At 64.0% G+C, this 26,477-nt stretch carries 24 protein-coding genes; 12 read left to right on the forward strand and 12 right to left on the reverse strand.

Going from position 1 to position 26,477, the window contains the following annotated elements; genetic code table 11:
* Positions 1-74 precede the first annotated feature (74 nt).
* The 7 genes from ACHIRB_RS23480 (at position 75) to pknB (ending at position 9,836) form a co-directional block, all read left to right on the forward strand.
* Positions 75-1,370, forward strand: a complete 1,296-nt coding sequence (locus tag ACHIRB_RS23480) for an FhaA domain-containing protein (RefSeq protein ID WP_395125324.1) — start codon at positions 75-77, stop codon at positions 1,368-1,370.
* Positions 1,371-1,584: 214 nt separating this feature from the next.
* On the forward strand, positions 1,585-2,049 hold the full coding sequence (locus ACHIRB_RS23485; protein WP_199708120.1) for an FHA domain-containing protein FhaB/FipA: 465 nt from the start codon (positions 1,585-1,587) through the stop codon (positions 2,047-2,049).
* Complete coding sequence (locus tag ACHIRB_RS23490; protein ID WP_395125323.1) at positions 2,046-3,494, forward strand: PP2C family protein-serine/threonine phosphatase; 1,449 nt, start codon at positions 2,046-2,048, stop codon at positions 3,492-3,494. Before ACHIRB_RS23485 ends, ACHIRB_RS23490 begins: the two co-directional genes overlap by 4 nt.
* A gap of 3 nt (positions 3,495-3,497) precedes the next feature.
* Positions 3,498-4,964 carry an FtsW/RodA/SpoVE family cell cycle protein gene (locus tag ACHIRB_RS23495; RefSeq protein ID WP_199708123.1) on the forward strand — a complete coding sequence of 489 codons (1,467 nt, stop codon included), beginning with the start codon at positions 3,498-3,500 and terminating at the stop codon, positions 4,962-4,964.
* Positions 4,961-6,427 carry a peptidoglycan D,D-transpeptidase FtsI family protein gene (locus ACHIRB_RS23500; protein ID WP_395125322.1) on the forward strand — a complete coding sequence of 489 codons (1,467 nt, stop codon included), beginning with the start codon at positions 4,961-4,963 and terminating at the stop codon, positions 6,425-6,427. Before ACHIRB_RS23495 ends, ACHIRB_RS23500 begins: the two co-directional genes overlap by 4 nt.
* Entirely contained in the window at positions 6,424-7,908 is a 1,485-nt protein-coding gene (locus ACHIRB_RS23505; protein WP_395125334.1) for a serine/threonine-protein kinase, read from the forward strand. The genes ACHIRB_RS23500 and ACHIRB_RS23505 overlap by 4 nt, the downstream gene beginning before the upstream one ends.
* A complete protein-coding gene (gene pknB, locus ACHIRB_RS23510) occupies positions 7,905-9,836 on the forward strand; it encodes a Stk1 family PASTA domain-containing Ser/Thr kinase (RefSeq protein WP_395125321.1) in 1,932 nt (643 codons plus the stop codon). Before ACHIRB_RS23505 ends, pknB begins: the two co-directional genes overlap by 4 nt.
* Before the next feature lie 68 nt (positions 9,837-9,904).
* On the opposite strand, the gene ACHIRB_RS23515 is transcribed toward pknB, so the two are convergent.
* Together ACHIRB_RS23515 and ACHIRB_RS23520 are read right to left on the reverse strand one after the other, a co-directional pair.
* On the reverse strand, positions 9,905-10,546 hold the full coding sequence (locus ACHIRB_RS23515) for an aminodeoxychorismate/anthranilate synthase component II (protein WP_395117480.1): 642 nt from the start codon (positions 10,544-10,546) through the stop codon (positions 9,905-9,907).
* A 59-nt stretch (positions 10,547-10,605) separates the two neighbouring features.
* A complete protein-coding gene (locus ACHIRB_RS23520; RefSeq protein WP_395125320.1) occupies positions 10,606-11,340 on the reverse strand; it encodes a DUF881 domain-containing protein in 735 nt (244 codons plus the stop codon).
* A 73-nt stretch (positions 11,341-11,413) separates the two neighbouring features.
* Between ACHIRB_RS23520 and crgA the strand changes: the two genes are divergently transcribed.
* Positions 11,414-11,677, forward strand: coding sequence for a cell division protein CrgA (gene crgA / locus ACHIRB_RS23525; protein ID WP_199708139.1), 264 nt, complete (start codon positions 11,414-11,416; stop codon positions 11,675-11,677).
* A 69-nt stretch (positions 11,678-11,746) separates the two neighbouring features.
* Positions 11,747-12,184: a PH domain-containing protein gene (locus ACHIRB_RS23530; protein ID WP_395117476.1), complete on the forward strand. Its 438-nt coding sequence runs from the start codon at positions 11,747-11,749 to the stop codon at positions 12,182-12,184.
* On the opposite strand, the gene ACHIRB_RS23535 is transcribed toward ACHIRB_RS23530, so the two are convergent.
* Together ACHIRB_RS23535 and ACHIRB_RS23540 are read right to left on the reverse strand one after the other, a co-directional pair.
* The gene (locus tag ACHIRB_RS23535; protein ID WP_395117474.1) at positions 12,181-13,134 is read right to left on the reverse strand and encodes a rhomboid family intramembrane serine protease; all 954 of its coding nucleotides are present in this window, start codon (positions 13,132-13,134) and stop codon (positions 12,181-12,183) included. The two genes, ACHIRB_RS23530 and ACHIRB_RS23535, sit on opposite strands and share 4 nt — an antisense overlap.
* A 13-nt stretch (positions 13,135-13,147) precedes the next feature.
* The gene (locus ACHIRB_RS23540; protein WP_307829913.1) at positions 13,148-13,675 is read right to left on the reverse strand and encodes a peptidylprolyl isomerase; all 528 of its coding nucleotides are present in this window, start codon (positions 13,673-13,675) and stop codon (positions 13,148-13,150) included.
* A 90-nt stretch (positions 13,676-13,765) separates the two neighbouring features.
* On the opposite strand from ACHIRB_RS23540, the gene ACHIRB_RS23545 reads away from it, so the two are divergent.
* Complete coding sequence (locus ACHIRB_RS23545; RefSeq protein WP_395125319.1) at positions 13,766-14,245, forward strand: hypothetical protein; 480 nt, start codon at positions 13,766-13,768, stop codon at positions 14,243-14,245.
* A 36-nt stretch (positions 14,246-14,281) separates the two neighbouring features.
* On the opposite strand, the gene ACHIRB_RS23550 is transcribed toward ACHIRB_RS23545, so the two are convergent.
* The gene (locus ACHIRB_RS23550; RefSeq protein WP_395117470.1) at positions 14,282-16,522 is read right to left on the reverse strand and encodes an MMPL family transporter; all 2,241 of its coding nucleotides are present in this window, start codon (positions 16,520-16,522) and stop codon (positions 14,282-14,284) included.
* Between the two features lie 122 nt (positions 16,523-16,644).
* Between ACHIRB_RS23550 and ACHIRB_RS23555 the strand changes: the two genes are divergently transcribed.
* Positions 16,645-17,472: an arylamine N-acetyltransferase family protein gene (locus ACHIRB_RS23555; protein ID WP_395117468.1), complete on the forward strand. Its 828-nt coding sequence runs from the start codon at positions 16,645-16,647 to the stop codon at positions 17,470-17,472.
* 22 nt (positions 17,473-17,494) lie between these two features.
* Here ACHIRB_RS23555 and ACHIRB_RS23560 read toward each other — a convergent pair whose 3' ends face one another.
* The 7 genes from ACHIRB_RS23560 to ACHIRB_RS23590 form a co-directional block, all read right to left on the reverse strand.
* Positions 17,495-18,298, reverse strand: a complete 804-nt coding sequence (locus ACHIRB_RS23560) for an ABC transporter permease (protein ID WP_199708150.1) — start codon at positions 18,296-18,298, stop codon at positions 17,495-17,497.
* Positions 18,295-19,293 carry an ATP-binding cassette domain-containing protein gene (locus tag ACHIRB_RS23565; RefSeq protein WP_395125317.1) on the reverse strand — a complete coding sequence of 333 codons (999 nt, stop codon included), beginning with the start codon at positions 19,291-19,293 and terminating at the stop codon, positions 18,295-18,297. The genes ACHIRB_RS23560 and ACHIRB_RS23565 overlap by 4 nt, the downstream gene beginning before the upstream one ends.
* A 129-nt stretch (positions 19,294-19,422) precedes the next feature.
* Positions 19,423-20,643: a DNA polymerase IV gene (dinB, locus tag ACHIRB_RS23570; protein WP_395125316.1), complete on the reverse strand. Its 1,221-nt coding sequence runs from the start codon at positions 20,641-20,643 to the stop codon at positions 19,423-19,425.
* 25 nt (positions 20,644-20,668) lie between these two features.
* On the reverse strand, positions 20,669-20,887 hold the full coding sequence (locus ACHIRB_RS23575) for a hypothetical protein (protein ID WP_395117462.1): 219 nt from the start codon (positions 20,885-20,887) through the stop codon (positions 20,669-20,671).
* A gap of 180 nt (positions 20,888-21,067) precedes the next feature.
* Positions 21,068-21,613, reverse strand: coding sequence for a dihydrofolate reductase family protein (locus ACHIRB_RS23580; RefSeq protein WP_395117461.1), 546 nt, complete (start codon positions 21,611-21,613; stop codon positions 21,068-21,070).
* Positions 21,614-21,672: 59 nt separating this feature from the next.
* Complete coding sequence (locus ACHIRB_RS23585; protein ID WP_395117459.1) at positions 21,673-22,266, reverse strand: NADPH-dependent FMN reductase; 594 nt, start codon at positions 22,264-22,266, stop codon at positions 21,673-21,675.
* Entirely contained in the window at positions 22,266-23,162 is an 897-nt protein-coding gene (locus ACHIRB_RS23590; RefSeq protein WP_395117457.1) for an alpha/beta fold hydrolase, read from the reverse strand. The genes ACHIRB_RS23585 and ACHIRB_RS23590 overlap by 1 nt, the downstream gene beginning before the upstream one ends.
* A 109-nt stretch (positions 23,163-23,271) precedes the next feature.
* Between ACHIRB_RS23590 and ACHIRB_RS23595 the strand changes: the two genes are divergently transcribed.
* Entirely contained in the window at positions 23,272-26,445 is a 3,174-nt protein-coding gene (locus ACHIRB_RS23595) for an AfsR/SARP family transcriptional regulator (protein WP_395125315.1), read from the forward strand.
* Positions 26,446-26,477 lie beyond the last annotated feature (32 nt).

The following is a 26,477-nucleotide window of genomic DNA, read 5'->3' on the forward strand; positions in this document are numbered from 1 at the left end:
CATGGCCGTAACTGCTCGCACCCCGCGACACGCTCGCGGGGTACTCCGATGAACCCGCGCGAAGGGAGGCCGCCGTGAAAATCGTTCAGCGTTTCGAGCGAAAGCTACAGGGCGCCGTTGGCGATGCTTTCGCCCGAGTGTTCGGTGGCAGTGTCGTACCTGCAGAAGTCGAGGTCGCGCTGCAACACGAGGCGACCGACCATGTGCAGGAACTGGAGGGCGGCCACCTACTGGCTCCCAACAGCTACGTCATCACCATCAATACGTCGGACCACGAGAAGTTGGCAGCCGATCACGACCTCAGTGTGCGAGCCTTCTCGCGCCACCTCGAGGATTTCATCCGGGAACAGGGCTGGCAGACCTACGGCGATATCCACGTCGCATTCGAGGCGTCGCCGTCGCTGCACACCGGGCAGTTTCGTACGTCCGGCCGGGTCGACCCCGATGCCGGACAATCCCCCGCGACCAACCGACCACCCGCGACACCCCAACCAGGAGCTGGCCCAATGACGCAGAACTCAGGCTACGACGGAAGCCGTGAGCCCGCGGACCCCTCCGACGCGGACCGGCAGCGCGGGCGAGCCGATTACCCACAGCAGCAGGGTGGGTACGCCCAGCCGGGATATCAGAACGGCGCATACCAGCAGCCGCACCAGAACGGCTACGACCAACAGCAGCCCTACGGTGCGGGTTACCAGAACGGTTACGACCAGCAGGGCGGCTATGCCGACCAGGGTCAGCAGTACAGCGATCAGGCTTATGGCCAGCAGGGCTACGCGGACCAGGGCTACGGTCAGCCGGGTCAGCCCGGTCAGCCCGGTTACGCCGACCAGGCCTACGGCCAGCAGGGCTACGCGGATCAGGGCCACGGCCAGCAGGGCTACGCAGACCCCGGCTACGGCCAGCAGGCGTACAGCCAGCAGGGTTACGCCGATCCCGGCTACGGCCAGCCAGCTCAGCAGGGTTACGCCGACCAGGGCTACCAGGATCCCGGCTACGGCCAGCAGGGCGGCTACCAGGATCAAAGCTATGGCCAGCAGCCTGGCTACGCCGAGCCCGCGTACGGTCACGCGGGTGCCTCCTACACCGCGACCCTCGCGCTCGACGACGGCAGCGGCCGGACCTACCAGCTTCGCGACGGCAACAACGTCGTCGGTCGTGGCCAGGACGCACAGTTCCGGCTGCCCGACACCGGCGTCTCGCGTCGCCATTTCGAGATCCGCTGGGACGGCCAGATCGCGATGCTGTTCGACCTCGGTTCGACCAACGGCACGATGGTCAACGGCTCTCAGGTCGGGCAGGAATGGCAGCTTGCCGACGGCGATCAGATCCGAGCGGGCCACTCCGAAATCCTCATTCGGATCGTCTGAACTTCGACTCCGCCCGCTGCGGCGATCCGTATTCGAATATGTCCGAAATCGCCCGCCGATTCCGTATCGTGAGTCCGCGTCCCTATCGTGATGGCGTAGCTTGCGCCGCACCATATGATGCTGCCAACGAATCAGCACACCGCGAACGTGTGCCGGGGGATGGCACAGCAATCGTCCGAGCAATCGTCCGAGCCGAACGAGGAGGTGGACCGCCGTGCAAGGCCTGATCCTGCAACTGACTCGAGCGGGTTTCCTTCTCGTCCTGTGGCTGTTCGTGTGGGCAATACTGCGGACGCTGCGAAGCGACATCTACGCGGCTTCGGGAATCCGGATTCAACCGCGCGCCTCACGCAGTTCGAACGTGCTGCCCTCGTTCAATCGGCACAAAGGTGCTAAACATCTTGTCGTGACGCAGGGTTCGCTTGCGGGAACGCGCATTTCGCTTGGCACACAGCCGGTTCTGATCGGGCGTGCGGACGATTCGACGCTGGTTCTCACCGATGACTACGCATCGACTCGCCATGCCCGAATCTCGCCGCGCGGCACTGATTGGTATGTCGAAGACCTCGGCTCGACGAACGGCACTTATTTGGACCGCGCAAAAGTCACCACCGCCGTCCGCGTTCCGCTCGGAACGCCGGTTCGGGTCGGCAAGACTGTGATCGAGCTGCGATCGTGACCCTTGTTCTGCGGTACGCCGCCCGCAGTGACCGCGGCCTCGTGCGCTCGAACAACGAAGACTCCGTCTACGCCGGAGCTCGTCTGCTTGCCCTTGCCGACGGTATGGGCGGACATGCGGCCGGCGAGGTCGCCTCGCAGTTGATGATCGCGGCTCTAGCCCATCTCGACGACGACGAGCCTGGCAACGACCTGCTCGGCAAGCTCGACTCGGCGACCCGTGAGGGCAATGCATCCATCGCCGATCAGGTCGACGCCGAACCCGAACTCGACGGAATGGGCACCACGCTCACGGCGATCCTCTTCGCGGGGACGAAGCTCGGGCTCGTGCACATCGGCGACTCGCGTGCGTACCTGCTACGCGACGACGAACTCTCTCAGATCACGCGCGACGACACCTTCGTGCAGTCACTGGTCGACGAAGGCCGGATCACCGCCGAACAAGCTCACACACATCCGCAGCGGTCGCTGATCATGCGCGCGCTGACCGGCAACGAGATCGACCCGACGCTGACCGTGCGCGAGGCGCGGGCCGGCGATCGTTATCTGCTGTGCTCGGACGGACTCTCCGACGTCGTCAGCGACGAGACCATCCAGGACACGATGCGCGTCGGCTCGCAGGACGAGTGCGCGGACCGCTTGATCGAATTGGCGCTGCGCAGCGGTGGACCCGACAACGTGACGGTCGTCGTCGCCGACGTCATCGATCTCGACTACGGCCAGAGTCATCCGATCGTCGGTGGCGCCGCGTCGAGTGAAGAAGAAGAGCACACGCCGAACCCGAATACCGCTGCGGGCCGCGCAGCAGCACTTCGACCGCCGCGCGCGACGCCGAAGCGGTTGCCACTTGCGCCGGAGCCGCCGCCGAAGAAGAGTCACAAGCTGCGCTGGACGTTGGTCGCACTCGGCGTTTTGATCGCGCTGGTCATCGCAGTCGTGATCGCAGGCAACATCATTCGCGGCAACTATTACGTCGGTGAGAAGGACGGCGAGGTCGTCATTCTCAACGGCATTCCGCTGTCGGTACCTGGTTACTCGTTCGAGAAGGTTGCTCGTGTCGGCTGCCTCGACAGGAACGACAACGTGTCCGACGTCGATCCCGACGAGTCGCACGCGTCCTGCGACGTCCTCGAGATGTCGGATCTCACCGACTCCGCACAGAGCTCGGTGCGGATGGGCCTGCAGTCGGGCTCCTTGGACGAAGCGCGGACGCAACTGCAGTCGTTGATCGAGTCCGGGCTCAAGCCGAAGTGCCGTGCGGAGACCCGCGAACCCGAGCGCGAGCCTGCGACGACGACGCCACCGCCGACCGAACTGCTGCCGCCGCCGACGGGTGAGGTTCCGCCGCCCGGTGATCCCGCAGCCCCGCCGACCACGACGGCCGCACCGACAACTACGACCACACCGTCGGCTCTGCCAGGGCAGACGGACTGCAGGCCCGGCTAACCGATGTCGTCTCCTGAGCCCTCGGCAAGATCATCTCCGGCGCCGTCTTTTCCGAGTCCGCCCGGTGGCTTCGCACCTGCGCCACTGGTGTCGAATCGTCGCAACGTCGAGTTGCTGCTGCTCGGTTTCGGCGTCGTCATCACAACGCTGTCACTCGTGCTCGTCGAAGCGAGCCAGGAACAGTCGATCACCTGGGACCTCGCCAAGTACGCGTTCGCATACATGGGCTTGTTCGCGATCGCGCACCTCGGTGTGCGGCGGTTCGCGCCCTACGCCGACCCGCTGCTTCTGCCTATCGTCGCGCTGCTCAACGGGCTCGGCCTGGTTCTGATCCATCGCCTCGACCTCGCCGACGCGCAGGAAGCGCAGTACAACGGCGATCCGATCCCGTCGCCCGACGCCAATCAGCAGGTGCTCTGGGTAGGCCTAGCCCTGATCGGGTTCCTCGCGGTGCTCATCGTGCTGCGTGACTACCGCACCCTCGCCCGCTACGGCTACACCCTCGGCCTGGGCGGCCTCGTCCTGCTGTCGATCCCCGCGGTGTTGCCGTCGAAGTTCTCGGAGATCAACGGTTCCAAGATCTGGATCCTGCTCCCCGGCTTCAGTTTCCAGCCGGGTGAATTCGCCAAGATCTTGCTGATCATCTTCTTCGCTGCGGTGCTGGTGGCGAAACGTGAGTTGTTCACCTCCGCCGGCAAACATTTTCTCGGCATGGACTTCCCGCGCGCCCGCGATCTGGGACCCATTCTGGTCGCGTGGGGCGTCTCGCTTGCGGTGTTGGTGTTCGAGAAGGACCTCGGCACGTCACTGCTGCTGTTCGGCACCGTGCTCACGATGTTGTATATCGCCACAGCGCGAGTCGGCTGGGTTCTCATCGGCGGTGCACTGCTGATCGTTGGATTCGTTTTCGCCTACAAGGCCTTCAGTCACGTCCGCGTGCGCACCGACACCTGGCTCGATCCGTTCGAGGACTACTACAACACCGGCTTGCAGATCTCCCAGTCGCTGTTCGGTCTGGCGACGGGCGGAATCGCGGGCACCGGTCTCGGCAGCGGTCGGCCATCCGAGGTGCCACTAGCGAAGACCGACTTCATCATCGCCACCATCGGTGAAGAACTCGGCCTCGTCGGATTGACGGCGGTTCTGGTGCTGTACCTGGTCTTCATCATGCGCGGACTCCGGACAGCACTGGCCGTTCGTGACAGCTTCGGCAAACTGCTAGCTGCAGGTTTGTCGTTTACGGTCGCGATCCAGCTGTTCGTCGTTGTCGGCGGCGTGACCAAGCTCATTCCACTGACCGGCCTCACGACCCCGTACATCTCGTACGGCGGATCATCGGTGCTGGCAAACTATCTGCTACTAGCGCTGCTGATCAAGATTTCCGACGCAGCACGCGCCCCGGCACCACCGAAGAAGAAGGAGCAGGCACCCATCGCGGACGCCCCGACCGAAATGCTGAAGAGGACATGAACGTCGCACTGCGCAGAGTCGCCGTTGCCGTAATGGTGATGGTGGTCGCTCTGCTTGCCAACGCGACCTACGTTCAGGTCATCAAGGCCGACAGCCTGCGCGCCGACCCCCGCAACTCACGGGTGCTGCTCGACGAGTATTCGCGCCAGCGTGGCCAGATCTCGGCAGACGGACAGGTCCTTGCTGTTTCCGAGGCGACGGACGACCGCTACAAGTACGTGCGTCGGTACCCGTCGACGCCGGAGGCCTACTCCCCCGTCACCGGCTTCTACTCGATGCAATACGGCAGCACGGGTCTCGAACGTGCGGAAGATCCCGTGCTCAACGGCTCCGACAACAGACTGTTCGGCCGACGATTCTTCGACATGGTCTCCGGTCGCGACCCGCGCGGCGGCAACGTCGTCACGACGCTCAATCCCGTGATGCAGCAGGTTGCTTTCGACGAGCTGACGTCGAAGGGCTTCACCGGTTCCGTCGTCGCGATCGAACCGAGCAGCGGCAAGATTCTGACGATGGTGTCGACACCGAGCTACGACCCCAACCAACTCTCCGGCCACGACGGCAAGGAAGTGCGGGCCGAGTGGGAGCGGCTCAGTTCCGACCCCAACCAGCCGATGCTGAACAGAGCGGTCAGCCAGACCTACCATCCGGGTTCGACGTTCAAGGTTGTCGTCACCGCTGCCGCGCTCGGTCGTGGCGTGACGCCGGACAAGCAGGTGACGGCAGCGCCCAACATCACGCTCCCGGGCACCGAGACAACGCTGGAGAACTACGGCGGCGAAGCGTGTGCTTCGACCCCGACAGTGACGCTGCAGGAAGCGTTCGCGAAATCGTGCAATACGGCGTTCGCGGAACTCGGCATCGAGACGACGGATGCGGCAGTCAAGGACCAGTCCGAAGAGTTCGGCATCGGTTCCGATGCGCCCGCAATTCCCATCTCGGTTGCCGACAGCACCGTCGGTCCCATCCCCGACGACGCCGCACTGGCTCAAACGAGCATCGGGCAGCGTGACGTTGCGTTGACACCGCTGCAGAATGCCGTCATCGCAGCGACCGTTGCCAACGGCGGCACCCGGATGCAGCCGCAGCTCGTCGCGCAGCTGGTCGGACCCGACCTCACCAACCTCGCCGGCTTCAACGCCGTGTCCGCAGGTCAGGCCATTTCGCCGGAGGTTGCGGCGACCCTGACGGACATGATGATCGACGCCGAGAAGAACGCGGGTGGGCAAGGCATCCCCGGCGTGCAGATCGCGTCGAAGACCGGAACGGCCGAGCACGGCAACGACCCGCGCAACACGCCGCCGAACTGCTGGTACATCGCCTTCGCCCCCGCGACCAATCCGAAGATCGCGATCGCGGTGATCGTCGAGGACGGTGGCGACAAGGGGCTGTCGGCTACAGGCGCAACCGTGGCGGCTCCCATTGCCCGCGCGGTGCTTGCCGCTGGATTGCAGGGGCGCTGATGTTGAACAACGGTGCCCTCATCGCCAATCGCTATCGCCTGCAACGGTTGATCGCAACCGGCGGCATGGGTCAGGTGTGGGAAGCGATCGACACACGCCTGGATCGTCGCGTCGCGGTGAAGGTCCTCAAGGCCGAGTTCTCGGCTGATCCGACGTTCCGTGAACGGTTCCGCACCGAGGCACGCACGACCGCGATGCTCAACCATCACGGTATCGCCGGCGTGTACGACTACGGCGAGACGCACGACCCGTCGGGTGCGGCGACGTCGTATCTGGTGATGGAACTGGTCGCGGGCGAGCCGCTCAACGCCGTGCTCGGACGCGTCGGCCGGTTGTCGATGCCACACGCGTTGGACATGCTCGAGCAGACCGGGCGAGCGCTCGAGGTCGCACACGAAGCGGGTGTCGTGCACCGCGACGTCAAACCGGGCAACATCCTGGTGACGCCGACCGGCCAGATCAAGATCACCGACTTCGGTATCGCGAAGGCCGTCGACGCCTCGCCGGTCACCAAGACCGGAATGGTCATGGGCACCGCTCAGTACATTGCCCCGGAACAGGCACTCGGCCAGGACGCGACGTCGGCGAGTGACGTCTACGCACTCGGGGTCGTCGGCTACGAAGCTCTCGCGGGCAAACGACCGTTCATCGGCGAAGGTGCCATCACCGTCGCAATGAAGCACGTCCGCGAAGCACCCGAACCACTGCCGACCGATCTGCCGCCGAACGTCCGCGAGCTCATCGAAATCACGATGACCAAGGATCCGGCAGGCCGCTACTCGCGCGGTGGCGAGTTCGCCGACGCCGTCGCAGCTGTGCGCGCCGGGCGTCGTCCGCCGCCACCTGGAACGGTGACGGGGGGTCCACCGGCGGCTGTCCACGGACCGACCAATTCGCTCGGCACGGCTCCTTTCCCCGCGCCGACCGGTGCCGCGCGAGTGCTGCCACCGCCACCGCCACCGGTGCCGAGCACAAGCGTGTTGCCGTCGGCGCAGCGTGAATATGCCGCGCCGCCAACGGGATACACTGCTGCCGGGAGGAATTCGGAGAGTTCTCGCCCGCCGAGTCCACGCAGCGGGATGTCTATGCCGCAGAAGTTGCTCGCCGGCGTGGGTGCCGCGGCTCTTCTCGTTGCACTCGTCCTGGCGGGTTGGTTGATCGCGAAGACGTCGGACGACGGCACCTCACCGGTTGTGAGTACCTCGAACGTGACGACGACGACGCAGGTTGTCGTTCCGCCGGTGACGTCGGAACGCCCGACAACGACGGAGTCGACGACAACCACCACCACAACGACGACAACCACGACGCCTGAGCCGACCACAACGACGACGACTCCCGAACCGACCACGACCACAACACCTCCCCCGCCCGTGACTACGACCGCCGCAGAACCACCACCCCCGACGACGACCGGCCCGAAACCCTTGACGCTTCCATCTCCGTTCACATTGCCGCGGCCAACGCTAGGACAGCCATGACCACGACACCGCGCAAGCTCTCGTCGCGCTACGAGCTTGGCGAGATCCTCGGTTTCGGTGGCATGTCCGAAGTACATATGGCTCGTGACCTGCGTCTGAGTCGGGACGTCGCGATCAAGGTGCTGCGCGCCGATCTGGCCCGCGACCCGACCTTCTACCTCCGCTTCCGGCGCGAGGCACAGAATGCGGCGGCCCTGAACCACCCCGCGATCGTCGCGGTCTACGACACCGGCGAAGCGGAGACCGACGCCGGACCGTTGCCGTTCATCGTGATGGAGTACGTCGAAGGCGACACGCTGCGCGACATCGTCCGCAACGAAGGACCCATGGCTCCGCGACGCGCGATGGAGATCATCGCCGACGTCTGCGCCGCGTTGGATTTCAGCCACCGCAACGGCATCGTGCACCGCGACATGAAGCCGGCGAACATCATGCTCAACCGCGCCGGCGCGGTGAAGGTGATGGACTTCGGTATCGCTCGGGCGATCGCGGACAGCTCGAGCCCGATGACGCAGACCGCCGCTGTCATCGGAACAGCGCAGTATCTTTCGCCGGAACAAGCTCGCGGCGAACAGGTCGACGCCCGGTCCGACGTTTACTCCGTCGGTTGCGTGCTGTTCGAAATCCTCACTGCCGAACCACCTTTCAAGGGTGATTCGCCGGTCGCCGTCGCGTATCAGCATGTGCGCGAGGAGCCTCCGCTGCCGTCGTCGGTGCACAAGGGTGTTCCGCGCGAGCTCGATTCGGTGATTCTGAAGGCGATGAGCAAGAACCCCGCGAATCGCTATCAGTCCGCGGCCGAGATGCGTAGCGACCTGATTCGTGTGCTCGGTGGTCAGCGGCCTAGCGCTCCAACCGTGATGACGGAAGAAGACCGCACGACGATCCTCGGTGCCGTCGATTCCACTGCGCGCCGGTATCGCACCGAGCCTCCGGTGAAGACCACTGCCGCAGTCGAGCTCGACGACGACGAGGAGCCGAAGAAGCGCCCGCTGCTCAAGATCGGCGCTCTGGTTGCGGCAGCGATGATCGTCGTCGCGATGTTCACGTGGGTCGGTTTCAAGGGATTCGACGTCTTCGGGACCGGCAACGATCAAATCGAAGTACCCGACGTCACGAACTTGGTGGCGCAGGAAGCGCAGAAGCAGCTCGAGGATCTCTCTTTCGAAGTCGACCGAGTCGACGAGTTCAACGACGACGGCGTCGCTGCAGGCAAGGTGATTGCAACGAGTCCTCTTGCCGGATCCCCGAAGGACAAGGGCTCGACCGTCACGTTGAAAGTCTCGCGTGGACCCGAGTTGATCGCTGTACCGCGGTTGTCGGGTCTCTCGCAGGACCAGGCAACGCAGGCCCTCAACGCTGCGCGGCTCCGACTCGACCCAACGGTCGAACGTGGACCCTCCAGCGTGGCCGAAAAGGGCAAGGTCATCGAGCAGAAGCCGTCCGAGGGGTCCAGCATCAAGATCGATTCGCTGGTCAAGATCACCATCGGTGACGGTCCGGAGTCGGTCCGCATACCGACCGTGGTAGGCACGAACATCGACGCAGCGCGACCCAACCTCGAAGGCGCGGGGTTCGTCGTCGAGGTCGAGGAGGTCGCGTCCTCCGAGCCGAAGGGTGAGGTCATCTCGACGAACCCGACGGGCGGTGGCACTGCGGAGAAGGGTTCGACGGTCCGGGTCCAGGTGTCGCAGGGTGACGAGATTCCGATGCCGAACCTCACCAATCAGACGGTGCCCGAGGCGATCAGCACGCTGCGCACGGCTGGCTGGATCGGTGCTGCGGAACAGCTCATCCAGACCGCTGAGCCGGTGCTCGATCAGCCGCGGCTGGGGCGTGTCGTGACGCAATCACCTGCGCCGGGTGCGCCGATCGCCAAGAACGGCACCGTGACCATAGGCGTTGGGACAGTAGGGATTCCGCGGTAGGCGGCTACGCCGCTCGTGAGTCCTTTCGGAGGGCGGGACCACTAAAAGGACTCACGAGGCGCGAAGCGCTAGACCAGAGCGGCGGCTACTTCGTTTTCGAGTTGGCCGACGAGCGACTCCGCCGGTCGGTCGCCGCACACCTCTAGCCAGTTCGCCAACATCCGGTGCCCACCCTGTGTCAGGACCGACTCGGGATGGAACTGAACACCGTGGATCGGTAGCTCCCGATGCCGCATCGCCATGACCACGCCGCTGTCGGTTCGTGCTGTCACTTCGAGCACCTCGGGAATCGTCTCTTCGAGGACGGTCAGCGAGTGATAGCGAGTCGCGGTGAACGGATCCGGCAGACCGGCCAGGACGCCGACACCGGAGTGATGGACGACGCTTGTCTTACCGTGCAGCAACTCGGGCGCGCGGTCGACGGTTCCACCGAACGCCGCACCGATCGCCTGGTGCCCGAGGCACACGCCGAGCAACGGCGTCGCGGTCTTCGCGCTGGCGGTCACCAATCCCATCGTCGCACCCGCGCGCTGCGGTGTGCCCGGACCGGGGCTCAGCAGAATTCCGTCGAACGCTGCCGCGACCGCGTCGAGGTCGGCGAGGTTCGGATCGTCGTTTCGCCATACGACAGCCTCGGTGCCGAGCTGGCCTAGGTACTGCACCAGGTTGAACACGAAGCTGTCGTAGTTGTCGACGACCAAGATGCGCATACCGAGAGACTACGTGCCCAGGTCGGGGGCGGTTCAAGCGAATAACGGGTGGGCGGGCATCAACCGATCGGCCGGGCATAACGCGTGCTGGTGGCACCGTCGAAGCCGGGAACGGTCAGCTGCTCGTCGATCCTGACGCTGTATCCGAGTCCATACCGCTGCGCGTACTCGCGAAACAGCCGAACCCCCGGCTCGGCGTCGAGGGTCGCCTCGAGTCGAGCGGGATCACCGATCGCCGTCAGGAGGTACGGCGGACTGTAGGTCCGACCGTGCAGCAGCAACGTGCTTCCGATGCAGCGCGGCGCCGACGACGACACGATCCGCTGATCCTGCATCCCGACCGCGGACGCGCCCGCGGACCACAATGCATTGAGAACGCTCTCGATGTCCTGCTGATGGACGACGAGATCGTCGGGGCGTGCGCCGAGGGGGTAGTTCCCGTCTGCTCCACGCGGTGCGTCCGTCAACGTCACCGTCACCCCTGTACCACTGACCGGCGTCAGCGCGGCCGCGGCTGCGAGTCCCTCGGCCTCGGCGAGGGCGTCGGCGACAGCCCCATCGGATCCGGCCGCTTTGCTCTGCAGCTCGGCCACCTGCGCTGCCAGCGCATCGCGCTCGTTTTCCGCGGCGTCTGCGCCCGTCTGCGCGGCTCTGACCAGGTCCGATATCCGGCCGGAGTCGGTGCTCCTCAACTCGGTTCCGTCCGAGGCAAGCCGCGTCGTGGCGAGCAGGACTCCCGCCGCCAGGCACACAACCAGGACCAGCGGCTTCCAGATCGCATTTCCGCCGGTCACGACCGCTAGGTTAGCGTGTAGTTCACACCGCCTGGTGTCACCGCGCCTGTACTGAAGATCCAAAGAGGAAGTCATGCCGAAGTCGAAGGTCCGGAAGAAGACCGATTACACGATCAACCCCGCGAGTCGGACTCCTGTGAAAGTCAAAGCAGGTCCGTCGCCGGTTTGGTACGTCGCCATCATGCTCGGGTTCATGCTCGCAGGGCTGCTGTGGTTGATCGTTTATTACCTCGCCGCCGAGAAGATCTCGTGGATGAACAGCCTCAACGCCTGGAACTTCCTCATCGGGTTCGGCTTGATGGTCGTCGGTCTAGTCATGACGATGCGTTGGCGCTAGCTGCCGTCGCGCCGCAGAAACGGACAGCAATTACACGCATGTTATTTATCCCCATTGTGGATAACTCCTGTGGATAACTCTGTTGTCGAGTGGTCGACGCCCACTTCTGCGATCGCCGTGCTCGGAGTTTCCGGCGTTGCGCTGGCTATGTGCGCTGTGGCGATACCCACGGATCCGCCTGGCCGAGCCCTCGTTGGACTCGCCGCGATCGGTCTGCTGGTGATGACTGTGATCCGCGCACGGCAACGACCACGGCTGGCACTGTTGCCTGGTCGGAGGTTGGCGGTACGCGGCGTGTACCGAAACACGATCTATGCCCACGACGACGTCAGGCAGGCACGCATCGTGCGTTATCCGCGCCTCGGACGTCGAATACCGATGCTGGAGGTCGACGTCGCACATGGCGATTCCGACCGGTTGCTGATCTTCAGCAAATGGGACCTCGGAACGCATCCAGAAGACGTCCTCGACGCGTTGGTTGCGAACGGCATGGCCCGCCCGACCTAGCTGTAGCCGAACTCCGACCTCAGTTGGAGCGTGCGGAGAGCGATGACGACGAGGGCGAACACAGCAACCGCTGCGATCGAACCCCAGCCGATGAGTCGTGCCGACGAACTCGAGGGTCCACCGGTGTTGCCGAGCCAACCGGGAACGAAGAGCAATCCGGCGGTCGCGGCGGTGCCGGCGGCGAGCCCGCCCATGTGACCCCACAGCGAAATGCCGGGGATCGAGACGCTGATGATCACGTTGATCGCGATCAACACGAAGATCGGGCCTGGACTCTGCCGCAGTCGAATCAAAATGATCGCTTGGGCGCCGAACAGACCGTAGATCGCGCCGGATGCGCCTGCAGTCACAGACAGCGAGTCCTGCAGCGCAAGTGCACCCGCCGCACCGCCGAGCAGTGCGGTCACATACACCGCGACGTACCGACTCCGACCAAGGATGTGTTCGACATCGCGACCGATGATGTACAGCGCGAGCATGTTCACGGCAAGGTGAATGGGTCCGAAGTGCAGGAAGCCGCTGCCGATGATCCGGTAGAACTCGCCCTGGGCAATCCCGCGGGGCCACAACGCCCAGTCGGCGAACAGGCGTGACGGGCTCTGGTTGTTCATCACATCGCTCGACTGCGCTGCCGTGATCGCGAAGACGATGACGCTGGCGGCAATCAGCACATAGGTCGCGTAAGGAACGAAGGTGCCGCGGGTGGTTGCCCCGGCGATTGTCCGGACCGGACGGACATCCCGCTGTCCGGCGCGGACGCAGTCGACACAATGCTGACCGACAGCGGCCGGACGAAGACATTCCGGGCACGCCGGACGATCGCAACGCGTGCAAGCGAGGGCAGTCGGGCGATTAGGGTGCCGCACACAGACCTGTGACGGCAGCTGTGGTGGCACCCCGGGGCCGGGACCGCCCGGTGGCGGTGGGCCCCAGCCTCCGGGGGTGTTCATCGAAAGTGTCCGCTCAGGCGATGGTGATGCTGTTGATCACGACGGGCTCGACGGGACGGTCACGACGATCGACCTTCGTCGTCGCGATGTCGTCGATGACCTTCTTTGATTCGGCGTCGACTACCTCACCGAAGATCGTGTGCTTGCGGTTGAGGTGCGGCGTCGGACCGACGGTGACGAAGAATTGCGAGCCGTTGGTGCCCGGTCCGGCGTTGGCCATGGCAAGCAGGTACGGCTTGTCGAAACGTAGTTCCGGGTGGAACTCGTCCTTGAACTCGTAGCCGGGGCCGCCCGCGCCGGTGCCCGTCGGGTCGCCGCCCTGGATCATGAATCCGGAGATGACGCGGTGGAAGACGGCTCCGTCGTAGAACGGTCCGCTGTTTCCGCCGGAGGCGTTCTGGGTTGTGTAAGCCTTCGAACCGTCGGCCAGGCCGACGAAGTTCTTGACCGTCTCGGGAGCGTGGTTGCCGAAGAGTGCGATCGTGATGTCGCCTCGATTCGTGTGCAGCGTTGCCGTGGACGTCTGATTCGGTGTGGTCACACCCCACATCGTGCCATGCGCACCCCGCCACGCCGTGGCCCGATGCGGAAGTTCCTGCATGCGGCCGAACTGTTGTGCCAAGGTGGAGTGATGATTTTCTCCAAGTCGAGTGCCGTGTCCGCTGATTCGGCGCAAGCTGACGCCGACTCCGAACTTCTCGCCGAACCCGCGCAGGGACGTTCGTACTCGAGCTCGCTGCGGCTGCTCGGGTCCGGTGCGACAACTCTTGCCCGCGGAACCGGTGGGCTGGGCTTTCTCCTTGCCCAAACCGTCGGCCAGACGGGCTACTCCCTCGCGAAGAAGGGCCTGGCAAAGGCGCGCGAATCCACGGCCGAACTGAGCACCTTCGCCGAGGAAGTCCCCGCGCCGAAGTCGTCGAAGGTGCGGTCACGACTGGTTGCGGGCGGACTCGTCGGTGCCGCCCTCGCTGCAGGTGCCGGCTTCTTTGCTTGGAGTCGGCGACGCAATTCCCCGCCTCCCGTTGCCGAGGCGCCGCCGACACTCGGACCCTCGTCGAACGGCTCCGCGCCGGCGCAATCGACTCAGGCCGAGGTTTCGCACCCTTCGTAGCGTCAGGCTGCGCCGTTCTCTCCGGACGCCCGCCTGCTAGTCCTTCGCCGACGCCAGCTTCGACGGCCACCAGATGAATTTGCCGATGTCGTGCGCAAGGGCGGGCACAAGGATGCTGCGGACGATGATCGTGTCCAGCAGCACGCCGAATGCAACGGCGAAGCCGAGTTCGGCGAGGAACACCAGCGGCATGACTCCCAGCACCGCGAAAGTTGCGGCAAGGACGATGCCCGCAGAGGTGATCACACCGCCGGTGACCGACAGACCTCGCCTGATCCCTTCGCGTGTGCCGTGGACCGCAGTTTCTTCGCGCACCCTCGTCATCAGGAAGATGTTGTAGTCGATTCCGAGCGCGACGAGGAACACAAACGCGAACAGTGGGAACGATTGGTCGGCGCCCGCGAAGTCGAAGATGTGGCTGAACGCGAAACCGCTGACGCCGAGCGCCGCGGCGAACGAGATGACGACCGAGAGAATCAACAGAATCGGCGCGACCAGTGCTCGCAACAACACTGCGAGGACGATGAAGATCACGACGAGCACGATCGGGATAATCAGATTTCGGTCGTGGATCGCTGCGTCCTGAACGTCGAGAGATGCAGCCGACGACCCGCCGACCAGCGCATCCGCGTCTGGAAGTCCGTGTAGTGCCGATCGCAGTCTTTCGATTGTCTGCAGCGCTTCCGGTGAATCGTAGGAGTCGGTCAGCGTTGCATTGATGACCGTGCGTCCGTTGATCGGCTGCACCTGCAGGTTCGAGGGTGGGCACTGCGGCTCTCCCGAGGCGGCAGGTGGACCGCCTGCAGGCAGTTGCTTCGCCAGTTCTGCGAGTTTGACGACGTCGACCTGGTAGCAGATAGCGCCCGGCTTGGTGGAGATGCCTTCGACGGTGCCTGCCGTCCGAATCACTTCGTCGGCAGCCGCAGCGTTGGCAACGATCACAGCCGGTGCGCCAACCCCCTTGTCGAACTTGGAGTCGTAAATCTGTTGGCCGACAACGGCAGCGGGTTCATTGGTGAAACTTTCCTCGACCGTCAGACCGCTGGTGTCGAGCATCCCGATGCCGAAGATTCCGATGATGAGGACGGCCGTGGCACCGATCCACGCCGGTCGACGGCGGGTGACCACGGCTTCCGAGACGCGGCCCCACATGCCGTGTGTCGAGATGTCGACCTGATGGTCGGTCTTCGGCTTGCGCGGCCAGAACACCCAGCGACCGGCAGCAGCCAACGAGACCGGCAGGAAGGTCATCATGACGACGACCGTGCAGACGATGCCGATCGCCGCGACGGGTCCGAGCCCCTTGTTCGAGTTCAGCTCGGAGAACAGCAGACACAGAAGTCCTGCGGTGACCGTCGCGGCCGAGGCAAAGATTGCCCCTGCGGACTCCTTCCAGGCGACGATCATCGCGTCGAACCGATTCTCGTATTCGTGCAGTTCTTCGCGATATCGAGAGATCAGCAGCAGCGCGTAATCGGTCCCTGCTCCGAGCACAAGGACCGACAGAATGCCCTGACTCTGCCCGTTGAGCGTGAGGACCTCGTGTTTGGCGAGGTAGTAGATGACGAGGGACGCGAGGCCCAGCGCAAGGACGGCACCGAGGATCGGAAAGATCCACAGCACGGGCGATCTGTAGACGAACAACAGGATCAGAATCACGACGAGCAGGGCGGCACCGAGCAACGCACCGTCGAGCCCCTCGAACGAGTCGATGAACGCAACGAGTAGGCCGGCTGGACCAGCCGGGTGAACAGTCAGACCTTCGCGATCTGCTACTGCCTCTTCGGCCGCGGCCACCACGGCCTTCTCGGCTATGGACAGCTCTGCACCGTTGATGACGACACCGTCTTCTTTGGCGACCAGCGGAACAAAGAGATTTGCCGTGGTCTGCGGATTGTCGTCGGAGTACTGCGGCGCCGCCAAGGCGGGCTTGTCGACACCGGGCACCTCGGCAACGGCGCGTTGCGCGGCACCGATCGCCGCTCGGTCCTCGTCTGTCAGTCCCGAAGTACGTTGAAAGACAACGAAACCCGGAATGCTCTCGACGTTCAGGAACGTCGCGGCCTCGTCACCGGCTCTAGTGGACTCGGCCGACCCGGGCAGGAACGACGCGTTGTCGTTCTTCTGTACCTCGGCGAGCTTGCCCTGATACGAGCCGCCAAATCCACCGGCGAGAAATGATGCGATAGCCACGGCGATGATCGCGAACACCGGCCATCGCCGCGGGATGCGGTGCGTACCCGACGCGGCCTGGTCGGTCTCGATCTGCTCCGACATCGGGGCTCCGTTCGCTCACATTACTGCCGGCTACCAATTGCTGCTCGACGCACTTTCGACGCAAACACTAACCGGACATACCGACAGTCGGTGCGGCGACGACACTTGCCTACATGGACGCGATGGCTAACCCAACTTTCGGAGCTGATCTCGATCTCGATGCCTATTTCGCACGGATCGGCTACTCGGGATCTCGAACGCCGACCGTTGCGACACACGGCGCCATCGCCTACGCGCACGCAACGACGATCGCGTTCGAAAACCTCGATCCGTTTCTCGGGATACCCGCCCGCCTGGACGTCGCCTCGCTGCAACGCAAACTTGTCGGCAGCCGACGCGGCGGGTATTGCTTCGAGCAGAACGGGCTACTGCTGGAGGTGCTCGAAAAGCTGGGATTCGACGTCACACCCCTTGCCGCGCGCGTGTTGTGGTCAGGCGAACTCGACGCTGTGCCGAAGCGGTCGCACATGTTGTTGCGTGTCGACGTCGACGATCGACCGTGGATTGTCGACGTCGGTTTCGGCGGAATGACGCTGACCGGTGTGCTGCGTCTGGAGCGCGACGTCGAACAGGCGACACCACACGAACCGTTCCGCTTGATCGACATCGACGGCGACTACGCGATGCAGGCAAAGGTCCGCGGCACCTGGAAGACGACGTACCGGTTCGACCTGCAGCGGCAGTATCGCGTCGACTACATTGCGACGAACTGGTACCTCTCGACCTCGCCCGAATCGGGTTTCGTGCAAGGTTTGATGCTCGCCCGCCCGGCCGCCGACTGCCGTTTTGCACTCAACGGTCGCAGGTTGGCTATCCACCATCTCGACGGTCCGACAGAGCGAACCGAGTTCACGACCGCTGCCGGACTGATCGAGTGTCTGGAGGAAACCTTCCTGGTCCAGCTGCCTGATTGGCGACCGCTCGAAACGGCCTTCGACCGGCTGACGTAGGCGAGCTGGACGACGGAACCTGCTACCGACTGACCGCCTTCTGATACCTGTAGATGGCCAACGGCACGAAGATGACGAGCAGCAGCACAATCCACAGCAGAGTCGCCGCGATCGGATTCTGCATCGGCCACGCGTCCGACACTTGCATCGCAGAGTTGGTGTTGCCGAACAGTTCTCGCGCCGCCTGTGTCAGCGCCGACACCGGATTCCAGTCGGCTATCGCCTTCAGCACAGTCGGGAAACGCGAGCTGTCCACAAAGGTGTTCGCGACGAACGTGAGCGGAAAGATGATCATGAAGGTCGCGTTGTTGAACACCTCGGGGGTGCGGATCCACAACCCGACCACCGCCATCACCCAGGACACGGCGTAGGCGAACAGCACAAGCAGTCCGAACGCCGCGAGTGCTTCGAGCAACGACGTTCTTACTCGCCATCCCACGAGCAAGCCGGTCAGCGACATCACGATCAGGCTGATCACGTTGATGATGATGTCGCTCGTCGTGCGTCCGACCAGCACGGCCGCGGGTGACATCGGCAGTGAGCGGAAGCGGTCGATGATGCCCTTCTGCAGATCCTCGGCGAGGCCGAGACCGGTGAAGGTGCTGCCGAAAATCACTGTCTGCGTGAAGATTCCGGCGATCAGGAACTCTCGATAGGAGATGCCCTCCATCGGGATGACGCTGCCGAAGACGTAGGCGAACAACAGGACGAACATGATCGGCGAGAGCACCGTGAACACAAGCAGGTCAGGCACTCGTTTGATCTTGATGACGTTGCGTTTGGCGATCGTGAGGCCGTCGACCGCCGCCATCTGTATCGCGTTCATCGGCTGTACTCCTTGCTTGTCGCGATCTGGTCTTCGTCGTCGCCGCCGGTCTTTGCTTCGGCCTCGTGGCCGGTCAGGGAGAGGAACACGTCGTCGAGCGTCGGTCTGCGCAGGCCGACATCGCGCACCTTGATACCGCTGGCATTCAGTCGAGCCAACGCGTCGGCCAACGCGACCGCACCGTCGGATACCGGCACCGTGAGTTGCCGAGCGTTGGTGTCGGTCTTGATCTCACCAACGGCGAAGCCGGTCAACGTTTCCCGCGCGGTGCCGAGGTCAGCCGGATCGACGACGGTGAGTTCGATTCGCTCGCCACCGATTTGATCCTTCAATTGGTCGGCCGTGCCCAACGCGATCACCTTGCCGTGATCGACAACTGCGATCTTGTCTGCGAGGCGATCGGCTTCTTCCATGTACTGCGTCGTCAACAGCAGGGTTGTGCCACCGGCGACCAGTTCTTCGATGACGTCCCACAGCCCGATGCGGGCGCGGGGGTCGAGACCCGTTGTCGGTTCGTCGAGGAACAGCACGGGAGGGTCGGCGACCAGCGCTCCCGCGAGGTCGAGCCTGCGTCGCATACCACCGGAGTAGTCCTTCACCGGACGATCGGCAGCGTGTGCCAATTCGAAGCGGTCCAAAAGTTCGCGGGCGCGGACCTTCGCCCGTTTGGTGCCGAGGTGATAAAGCCGCCCGACCATCTCGAGGTTCTCGGCACCCGTCAAATACTCGTCGACGGCCGCGTATTGGCCTGATGCTCCGATGTGGGCGCGCAGTTGGCGTGCCTGCTTCACGACGTCGAACCCAGCTACCTCAGCGTGGCCGGAATCGGGTTTGAGGAGGGTGGTCAGCACTCGAACCGTGGTGGTTTTACCCGCGCCGTTCGGGCCGAGCAGCCCGAAGACGGTGCCTTCGGGGACGGTCAGTTCCATGCCGTCGAGAGCGACTACATTCCCGTATCGCTTGACCAGGCCTTCGGCCACAATCGCGTCGGTCATCTTGTTCCTTCGCTGGTGCTGTTTCGGATATCGGTTGGTCGCTTGTCCACTCGCCGAGGGTAGGTCGGCAGTACTCGAAGCGCACATGAATTAGGACTGGAGTAACTGTCACGGTTCATCGGTTTCGCCTCAGTCCGGAAGCATCGGGACGGTCATGCCCTGGTCGCGGCCGATCAGCACCGCTTTGGTTACCGCGGCCGACCCGAACCGATCCCGCAGCGAATCGATGGTGCAGTCGAGCGACCCGTTCGAATCGGCATCGAAAGGCAGGGCCAGCTGAATTGCGTTGTCGTCGTCGAGGTTGCTCAACGACAAGCCGATCAGTGTGCAGCCACGTTCGGCGATGAGTGGCAGTGCGTCGTCGAGCAGTCCTCGAGCCACCTGCAGGATCAGGTCGTTGCGCGCGGTCGGTTCGAACACCGTGCGAGATCGCGTCGCTCTGGTGAAGTCGTCGAACCGCAACCGCAACACGATCGTTCGAGTAACCCGGTGTGCGGCCCGTAGCCGCTTGCCCAGCCGCTCGACGATTCCGACGACGATCGCGTCGAGTTCGGCGGGTGGTCTTGGTCTGCGTCCGATTGCCCGCTGCGATCCGATCGATCGTCGCCGTTTGCCGACCTGCACGTGTCGTGGATCCCGCGCCCACGACAGCGCGTAGAGATGCCGCGACGACGCCTGCCCCAGGATCGACGACAACGCGGATTCGTTGCGTTCCGCGATCTGCCCGACCGTTCGAATGCCGTGCTCGTGCAAGTTCTTCGCCGTGACGGCGCCGACACCCCACAGCCGCTCGACCGGTAGCGGGTGCAGAAACTCGAGCTCTGTTTCCGGCGGCACCAACAACAGTCCGTCCGGCTTGCCGACCGCACTCGCGACCTTCGCCAAGAACTTGGTTCGGGCGATGCCTACCGTGATCGGCAGCCCGACCTCGTCGCGAACCCTCTTCCGCAGCTTCTCCGCGATGTCGGACGGCGAGCCCGCGATCTTGCGCAACCCACCGACGTCCAGGAAGGCTTCGTCCACCGATATGCCCTCGACCAGCGGCGTCGTGTCGCGAAAGATGTCGAACACCGCCTTGCTTGCTTCGGAGTACGCCGACATCCGAGGCCCGACGACCACTGCCTGCGGACACAATCGCAACGCCTCTCGACCGTTCATCGGCGACCGCACCCCGAAAGCTTTGGCCTCGTAACTCGCAGCGAGAACGACTCCCCCGCCGACCAGCACCGGACGACCCCGCAACGTCGGATCGTCGCGCTGTTCGACAGAGGCATAGAACGAATCGAGATCCGCGTGCAGGATCGTCGCCTCGGTGCGCGGAACAGCTGGATGGGAAATCGACACGAACATATGTTCGCATCCGGTACCGACAGATTTAAGCGACTTGGAGAACCGGCCTGAGTAGCAACTGCAGCGAATGCTCGTGAGCGGCCGCCGCGATGGCGCTTTCGCGCGCGCTGTCGGGACCACCCTGAGCTGCGATGTGCTCGTGCAGCTTGGACTTGGCCTCGTACCAGGCGGCAATCGTCTCGACACTGGCGTCGGTGCTCGGACGACCGATCGACAGGGCGGTCATTTCGATCAACACGTTCATTTCGATCCTCCTCGTCTCGGCGCCGGCTGCTCGAGTGTTCGGCTACTGGGAACTACATCGCCGGTTCTGCCTCTATTGATACGTCGAATCACCGACACGTTTTTCGACAGTCCGCACGGACGAATGTGGCATCGGTCCCGGATAGCGGTACCGATGCCACATTCGCTCCTCGATAACCGCTTACGCGGGCGTGTAGGTCAGGATGACGACACCCGATCCGAGGACCTTCGTGTCTGCCAACTGCAACCGCGCCTCGGCTGACGGGCGGAACAGGATGTCCTCCGAAGTACCCTTGCCCCAGAACAGCGGGTGGATCCACAGCCGGATCTCGTCGAGCAGGTTGTGCTCGAGCAGTAACCGCGCGACCGGACCGTGCCCGTACATCACGATGTCGCCGTCGATTTCCTGCTTCAGCGCCGCAACCTCACCTACGACGTCGGACCCGAGGACCGTCGTGTTGTTCCAGGTCGGATCCTGCAAAGTCGTCGAGGCGACGTACTTCTTCATGCTGTTGAACTTGTCGGAAAATTCGTCTCCGCTGCGCTGGGTCCACGCTTCTGCGAAGCCCTCGTAGGTCCGTCGGCCCATCAGCAGTGCATCACTGCGGCGCAACACCTCGCTGGCGTACTCCATGGCACTCGGATCGAAGTAGTCGAACGACCACAGCTGCGGATCTTCCATGACGCCGTCGAGAGTGATGTACGTCGATTCGATGATCTTTCCCATTTTCATTTCCTCCTGTTATTCGGATTTTCTCTGTGTGGATGTGTGCGGATCTCGAAATATCAAGTCGGGCAAGGCTGTTCGGCGCGCGCAGCACGTAGCGCATGTGCCCACCAAATCAGTTGATCTACCGTTGTGCGTACCACGTCGTCCAGATTCGACGATGCGGTTCGGGCTTTCGGCCAACTTCCGTCGGCTGCGAACTGTTCCCAATAGCAGGGCAGGCTGACGCTGTTGCGGATGGTGACGGCGTTCAGTTCGCTGAACACTTCCCGTAGCTGCGATGCTGCGTGCAGCCCTCCCGATTCCCTTCCGTAGGAAACGAAGGTGACGGGTTTGCCTGCCCATTCGTCGTAGAACCAATCGATTGCGACTTTGAGCGAGGCCGGGAAGCTGCGGTTGTATTCGGGGGTGACGATCACGAAGGCGTCCGCCGCTGCCAGCCGCGGCGCCAAGGCCTGCACCTGCGCCGGGAGGTCCTCGTCGTCGCACATCGTGGCCGGAAGGTCGGTGTCGGCCAGATCGATCGCGTCGAGTGCAAGGTCGTGCCGACGACGAACCTGATTGGTGAACCACGCTGCTGCGGTAGGTCCGAACCGGCCGCTGCGGGTGCTGGCGATGATCACCGCCACTCGCAGCGGACCGTCGGTGCGCATCACTCGCCGCCGGCGTCGAGGAACGATCCGATGATCGGCAGCAGGACCTCGGGCTGGTGGACCAGCGTGAGGTGTGACGTCCCTGGGATGACGGCAAGCTGAGACTTCGGCAGACCCTGCGTGCCCTCGATACCGCCGCCGAGCAGTCGGTACATCTCGGTCGTGTGCTCGGGGGTCACGATGTCGTTGTCCGCCGCGATGATCAGAGTTGGTGTCTGGATGCCCTTGATCTGCTCGGGTGCGTAGTTGATCGTGCTTGCAGCGGTTTCCTTCATCCGCTGCAGCGTCTTGTCGAACTGGTCCGGATGCGGGGCGACAGCGATGAACTCGTCCTTGAACGGCGTACCGTCCATCATTTCCGAGGTGATCGTGCCGACGCCTTCCGAATTTCCCGGCTGCAGTCCGGACGTGTTGTAGGAGACGGTCGCCAGCACGGCTTTGCGGACCTTCTCGGGATGGCTGACCTCGATTTCCAGCGCGATACCCGCTCCGATGCTGTAACCGAAGAAGTCGGCTTGCTCGACGCCGATCTGGTCGAGTAGATCGAGGGTGTCGTCCGCCATGGTCGTGATGGTGACCGGACGGTCGATGTCGGCCGTATGACCGTGGGCCTGCTGTTCGATCGAGATGACCTGCCGGCCTTCGGTTAGACCGGGAAGCAACTCGCCGAACGACGTTCCGGTCGCCGACAGGCCACCGTGCAGCAGGACGAGTGGTGGCTGACCGTTGGCCTCGCCGTGCACCTCGTAGTACATGTTCAGGCCGTTCACCGATGCGTAGCGGCCAGGCTCGGCGGCGGTGTCGGTGCCCGAATCGTTGTTGCTCATGCAGCCTGTGAGTGCGACCGACGCGGCGGCGATAGCTGTGACTGCTGCGACGGTAAGTGACTTCTTCACTGTGTTCTCCCTGGTAAGTGGCTTGTTGCTCCGTTGAGAACCACTTTGCTCGGGGCGGCTTACGGTTTGTTTACGGTCTCCTGCCGTCGGCATCGTTAGGCTTGCGCCGATGCGATTCGGAATTTTGGGACCTGTAGCGGCGTGGACTGAGGCCGGCGAGCCGGTAGTCGTCTCGGGCGTGAAGGTCCGCGCGTTGCTTGCAGACCTCCTCGTTCACGCGGGACGACCCGTGTCGGCAGACCGGCTGATCGACGACATCTGGAGCGAGGCACCCCCCGGTAATGCGCCTGGCACGTTGTCGGCCAAGGCCTCCCAGCTGCGACGCGCCCTCGACGATGCCGAACCCGGCGCACGCAGACTTGTGGTGTCGCCACCACCGGGCTATCGACTCGATGTAGCCAAGTCCGATGTCGACGCACTTCGGTTCGTCGAACTGACAGCGGCGGCGGATGCGGCCGCCGACCCAGCGCGAAAGGCAGCGCTGCTGTCGGAGGCGTTGGACCTCTGGCGCGGTGCGGCCTTCGCGGACTTCGCCGACGAGGCATTCACGCAAGCGAGCATCACCAAGCTGGAGGAACAGCGTCTCGTCGCGAGCGAGGATCTGGCACAGGCCAGGCTGGCTCTCGGCCACCACTCGCAATTGGTCGGCGACCTGACCGATCTGGTGACGCGTCATCCACTGCGGGAGCGCCTTCGGGGCGCCCACATGCAGGCGTTGTACGGGTCCGGGCGCCAAAGCGATGCATTGGACAGTTTCGAGCACCATCGCAACGCACTTGCCGACGAACTCGGACTCGATCCGGGTGCCGAGCTGGTTGCCTTGCAGCGCGCGATCCTTGCTCAGGACCCTGCACTGAGCCCAACGGTTCCAGCAGCGGTGCGACACGTACGCCCGTCGAATCTGCCTGCGCCGCTGACCGATCTGATCGGTCGCGATGCCGCGCTTGTCGACCTCGCCGACATCCTCGACACCCAACGGTTGGTGACTCTCACGGGTCCCGGTGGCGTCGGCAAAACTCGCCTTGCGGTCGCGGCAGCGCACACGAAGTCCCCCGCCGACGGTGCGTGGTTGATCGAATTGGCCGGCGTCGAGCGGGATTCGTCGACCGACCTTGCCGATGTCGTCGCGCAGACCCTCGGGATTCGTGATGCGGGCGAGCAGACCGACCCGATCGCACGTCTAGGTGCAGCGCTGCACGATCAGAATGTGCTTGTCGTGCTGGACAATTGCGAGCACCTGATCGACGCCGCAGCCGAACTGGCCGACAGTTTGCTCAGCGCGGCCGCCGGAGTGCGCATCATCGCGACGAGCCGCGAACCACTCGGCTTGGTCGGTGAGTACGTCTTCGGCGTCATGCCGCTCGAACGCGACAGTGCCGTAGCTCTTTTCGCGACGCGGGCGAGCGCATCCGCACGTGGTTTCACACTCGACGACGACACGTCGGGTCCGGTCACTGTGTTGTGCAAGCGGCTTGACGGCATCCCCCTCGCGCTGGAGTTGGCCGCGACGCGCGTGCGTGCACTCGGTGTACACGAGATGGTTGCCCGCCTCGACGACCGTTTTCGGCTGCTCGCAACTGGTTATCGCGGCGCGCCACCTCGGCAGCAGACGCTGACCGCGATGATCGACTGGAGCTGGGAACTGCTCGAGTCCGACGAGCAGGCGGTATTGCGCAGACTCGCCGTGCACGCCGATGGCGCCACCCTCGCTGCGGCCGAGATCGTCTGCAGCGGTGCCGATATCGACCCGGACGCCGTTCCCGACCTGCTCGTCCGGCTCGTCGATCGGTCGCTGGTCACCGTGGTGCACACCGGCAGCGAGCCTCGCTATCGGCTGCTGGAATCGATTGCGGCATATTGTGTTCCACGCCTGCTCGAGGCCGACGAGGAGGCGGCGACGCGGACACGTCATCACGACTACTACCTCGAGTTCGCTGAACAGGCGCGCCCGCACCTGTACGGCGGCGAGCAGAAGCGTTGGCTTCGGCGGCTGGACGCTGAATCGGCGAACCTGCGTGCGACGTTCGACGACGCGGTTGCCTCCGGCGACGGCGTGAGCGCGCTGCGTCTGACCTACGCGCTCGGGTGGTACTGGTTTCTGCGTGGCCGTCTCGCCGAAGGACGTCGGGCCTTCGCGGCAGCCTTGGCTATCGGCACAGATGACGCGCTGCGCGGGCAGGTACTGGCCTGGGACGCCGGTTTCGGTTTCGTGTCCGGCGTTGGCGCTGATCGGGACACGCTGCGGGATAGCGCTTTACAACTTATCGCCGACCCGATCGCCAAAGCACGCGCGCAATGGTTCCTCGCCTACACGGCCCTCGACCTCGGCGATGTCGAGGCTGTCGAAGTGCTGTTGGATCAGGCATTGACTACCTTCGCGGCCACGGACGACCGCTGGGGTATCGCAGCCGTGCACATCGTCAAAGCCAAAATCGCCCACCTCGGCAGCGACATCGACGCACTGCGCAACAGCAGTGAGCTGAGCGCCGAGTTGTTCACAGCTTCCGGTGATCGCTGGGGAAAGCTGCAGGCAACGGGGTGGCTCGGTGGACACGCAGAACTCGTCGGCGACCACGACCGAGCTGCGGCTCTGCACACCGAGGGATTGCAGATCGCCGAGGAACTCGAGTTGTGGCCGGAAGTGTCGGGCCATCTGTCCTGGCTCGGCTGGATCGCCATGCAGCGCAGCGATTTCGGGCCAGCTATCCAGTATTGCCAGCAGGCGCTGAAGCTGGCCACCGAACAGGGGTCGATAGCAGGTCAAGTGTTTGCACTGATGGGTCTCGGCTTCTCGACGCGCAAGGCCGGAGAACTCGATCGCGCCGAGAAGACACTGCAGTCGATCGTCGACATCAGTCCACCCGACCCGGAAACCGGTCCACCGCTGTACCTTCCGAACATCCTCTGCGAACTCGGGTTCGTCGCTGAGTTGCGCGGTGACGCCGACACCGCGTGGCGGTTCCACGTGGATGCCTACCGAATGTCTGTCGACTTCGCAGCGCCCCGAGACGTCGCATATGCACTTGAAGGCCTTGCGGGAGCGGCGTCGCTCGCGGGTGACCACACTGCCGCTGCACACCTGCTCGGGGCGGCCGATGCCCATCGGGCCACGGTGGGCCTACCGACGGCACCTACGGAGCAAGTCGACCTCGACCGCGTCATGGCGCGGTTGACCGACGCCCGCGACCGATCCCAAGTCGACGCTCTGATCGAGGCGGGACGGACACTCGCGACGGATGAGGTTGCAGCGATCGTCGAGGCCGGCTGGAACAGTCGGGTCTGAACCGCCGAATGCGGGCGGTATTCGGGGACCAT

Source organism: Antrihabitans spumae (genome assembly GCF_043944905.1).
Lineage (GTDB): Bacteria > Actinomycetota > Actinomycetes > Mycobacteriales > Mycobacteriaceae > Antrihabitans > Antrihabitans spumae.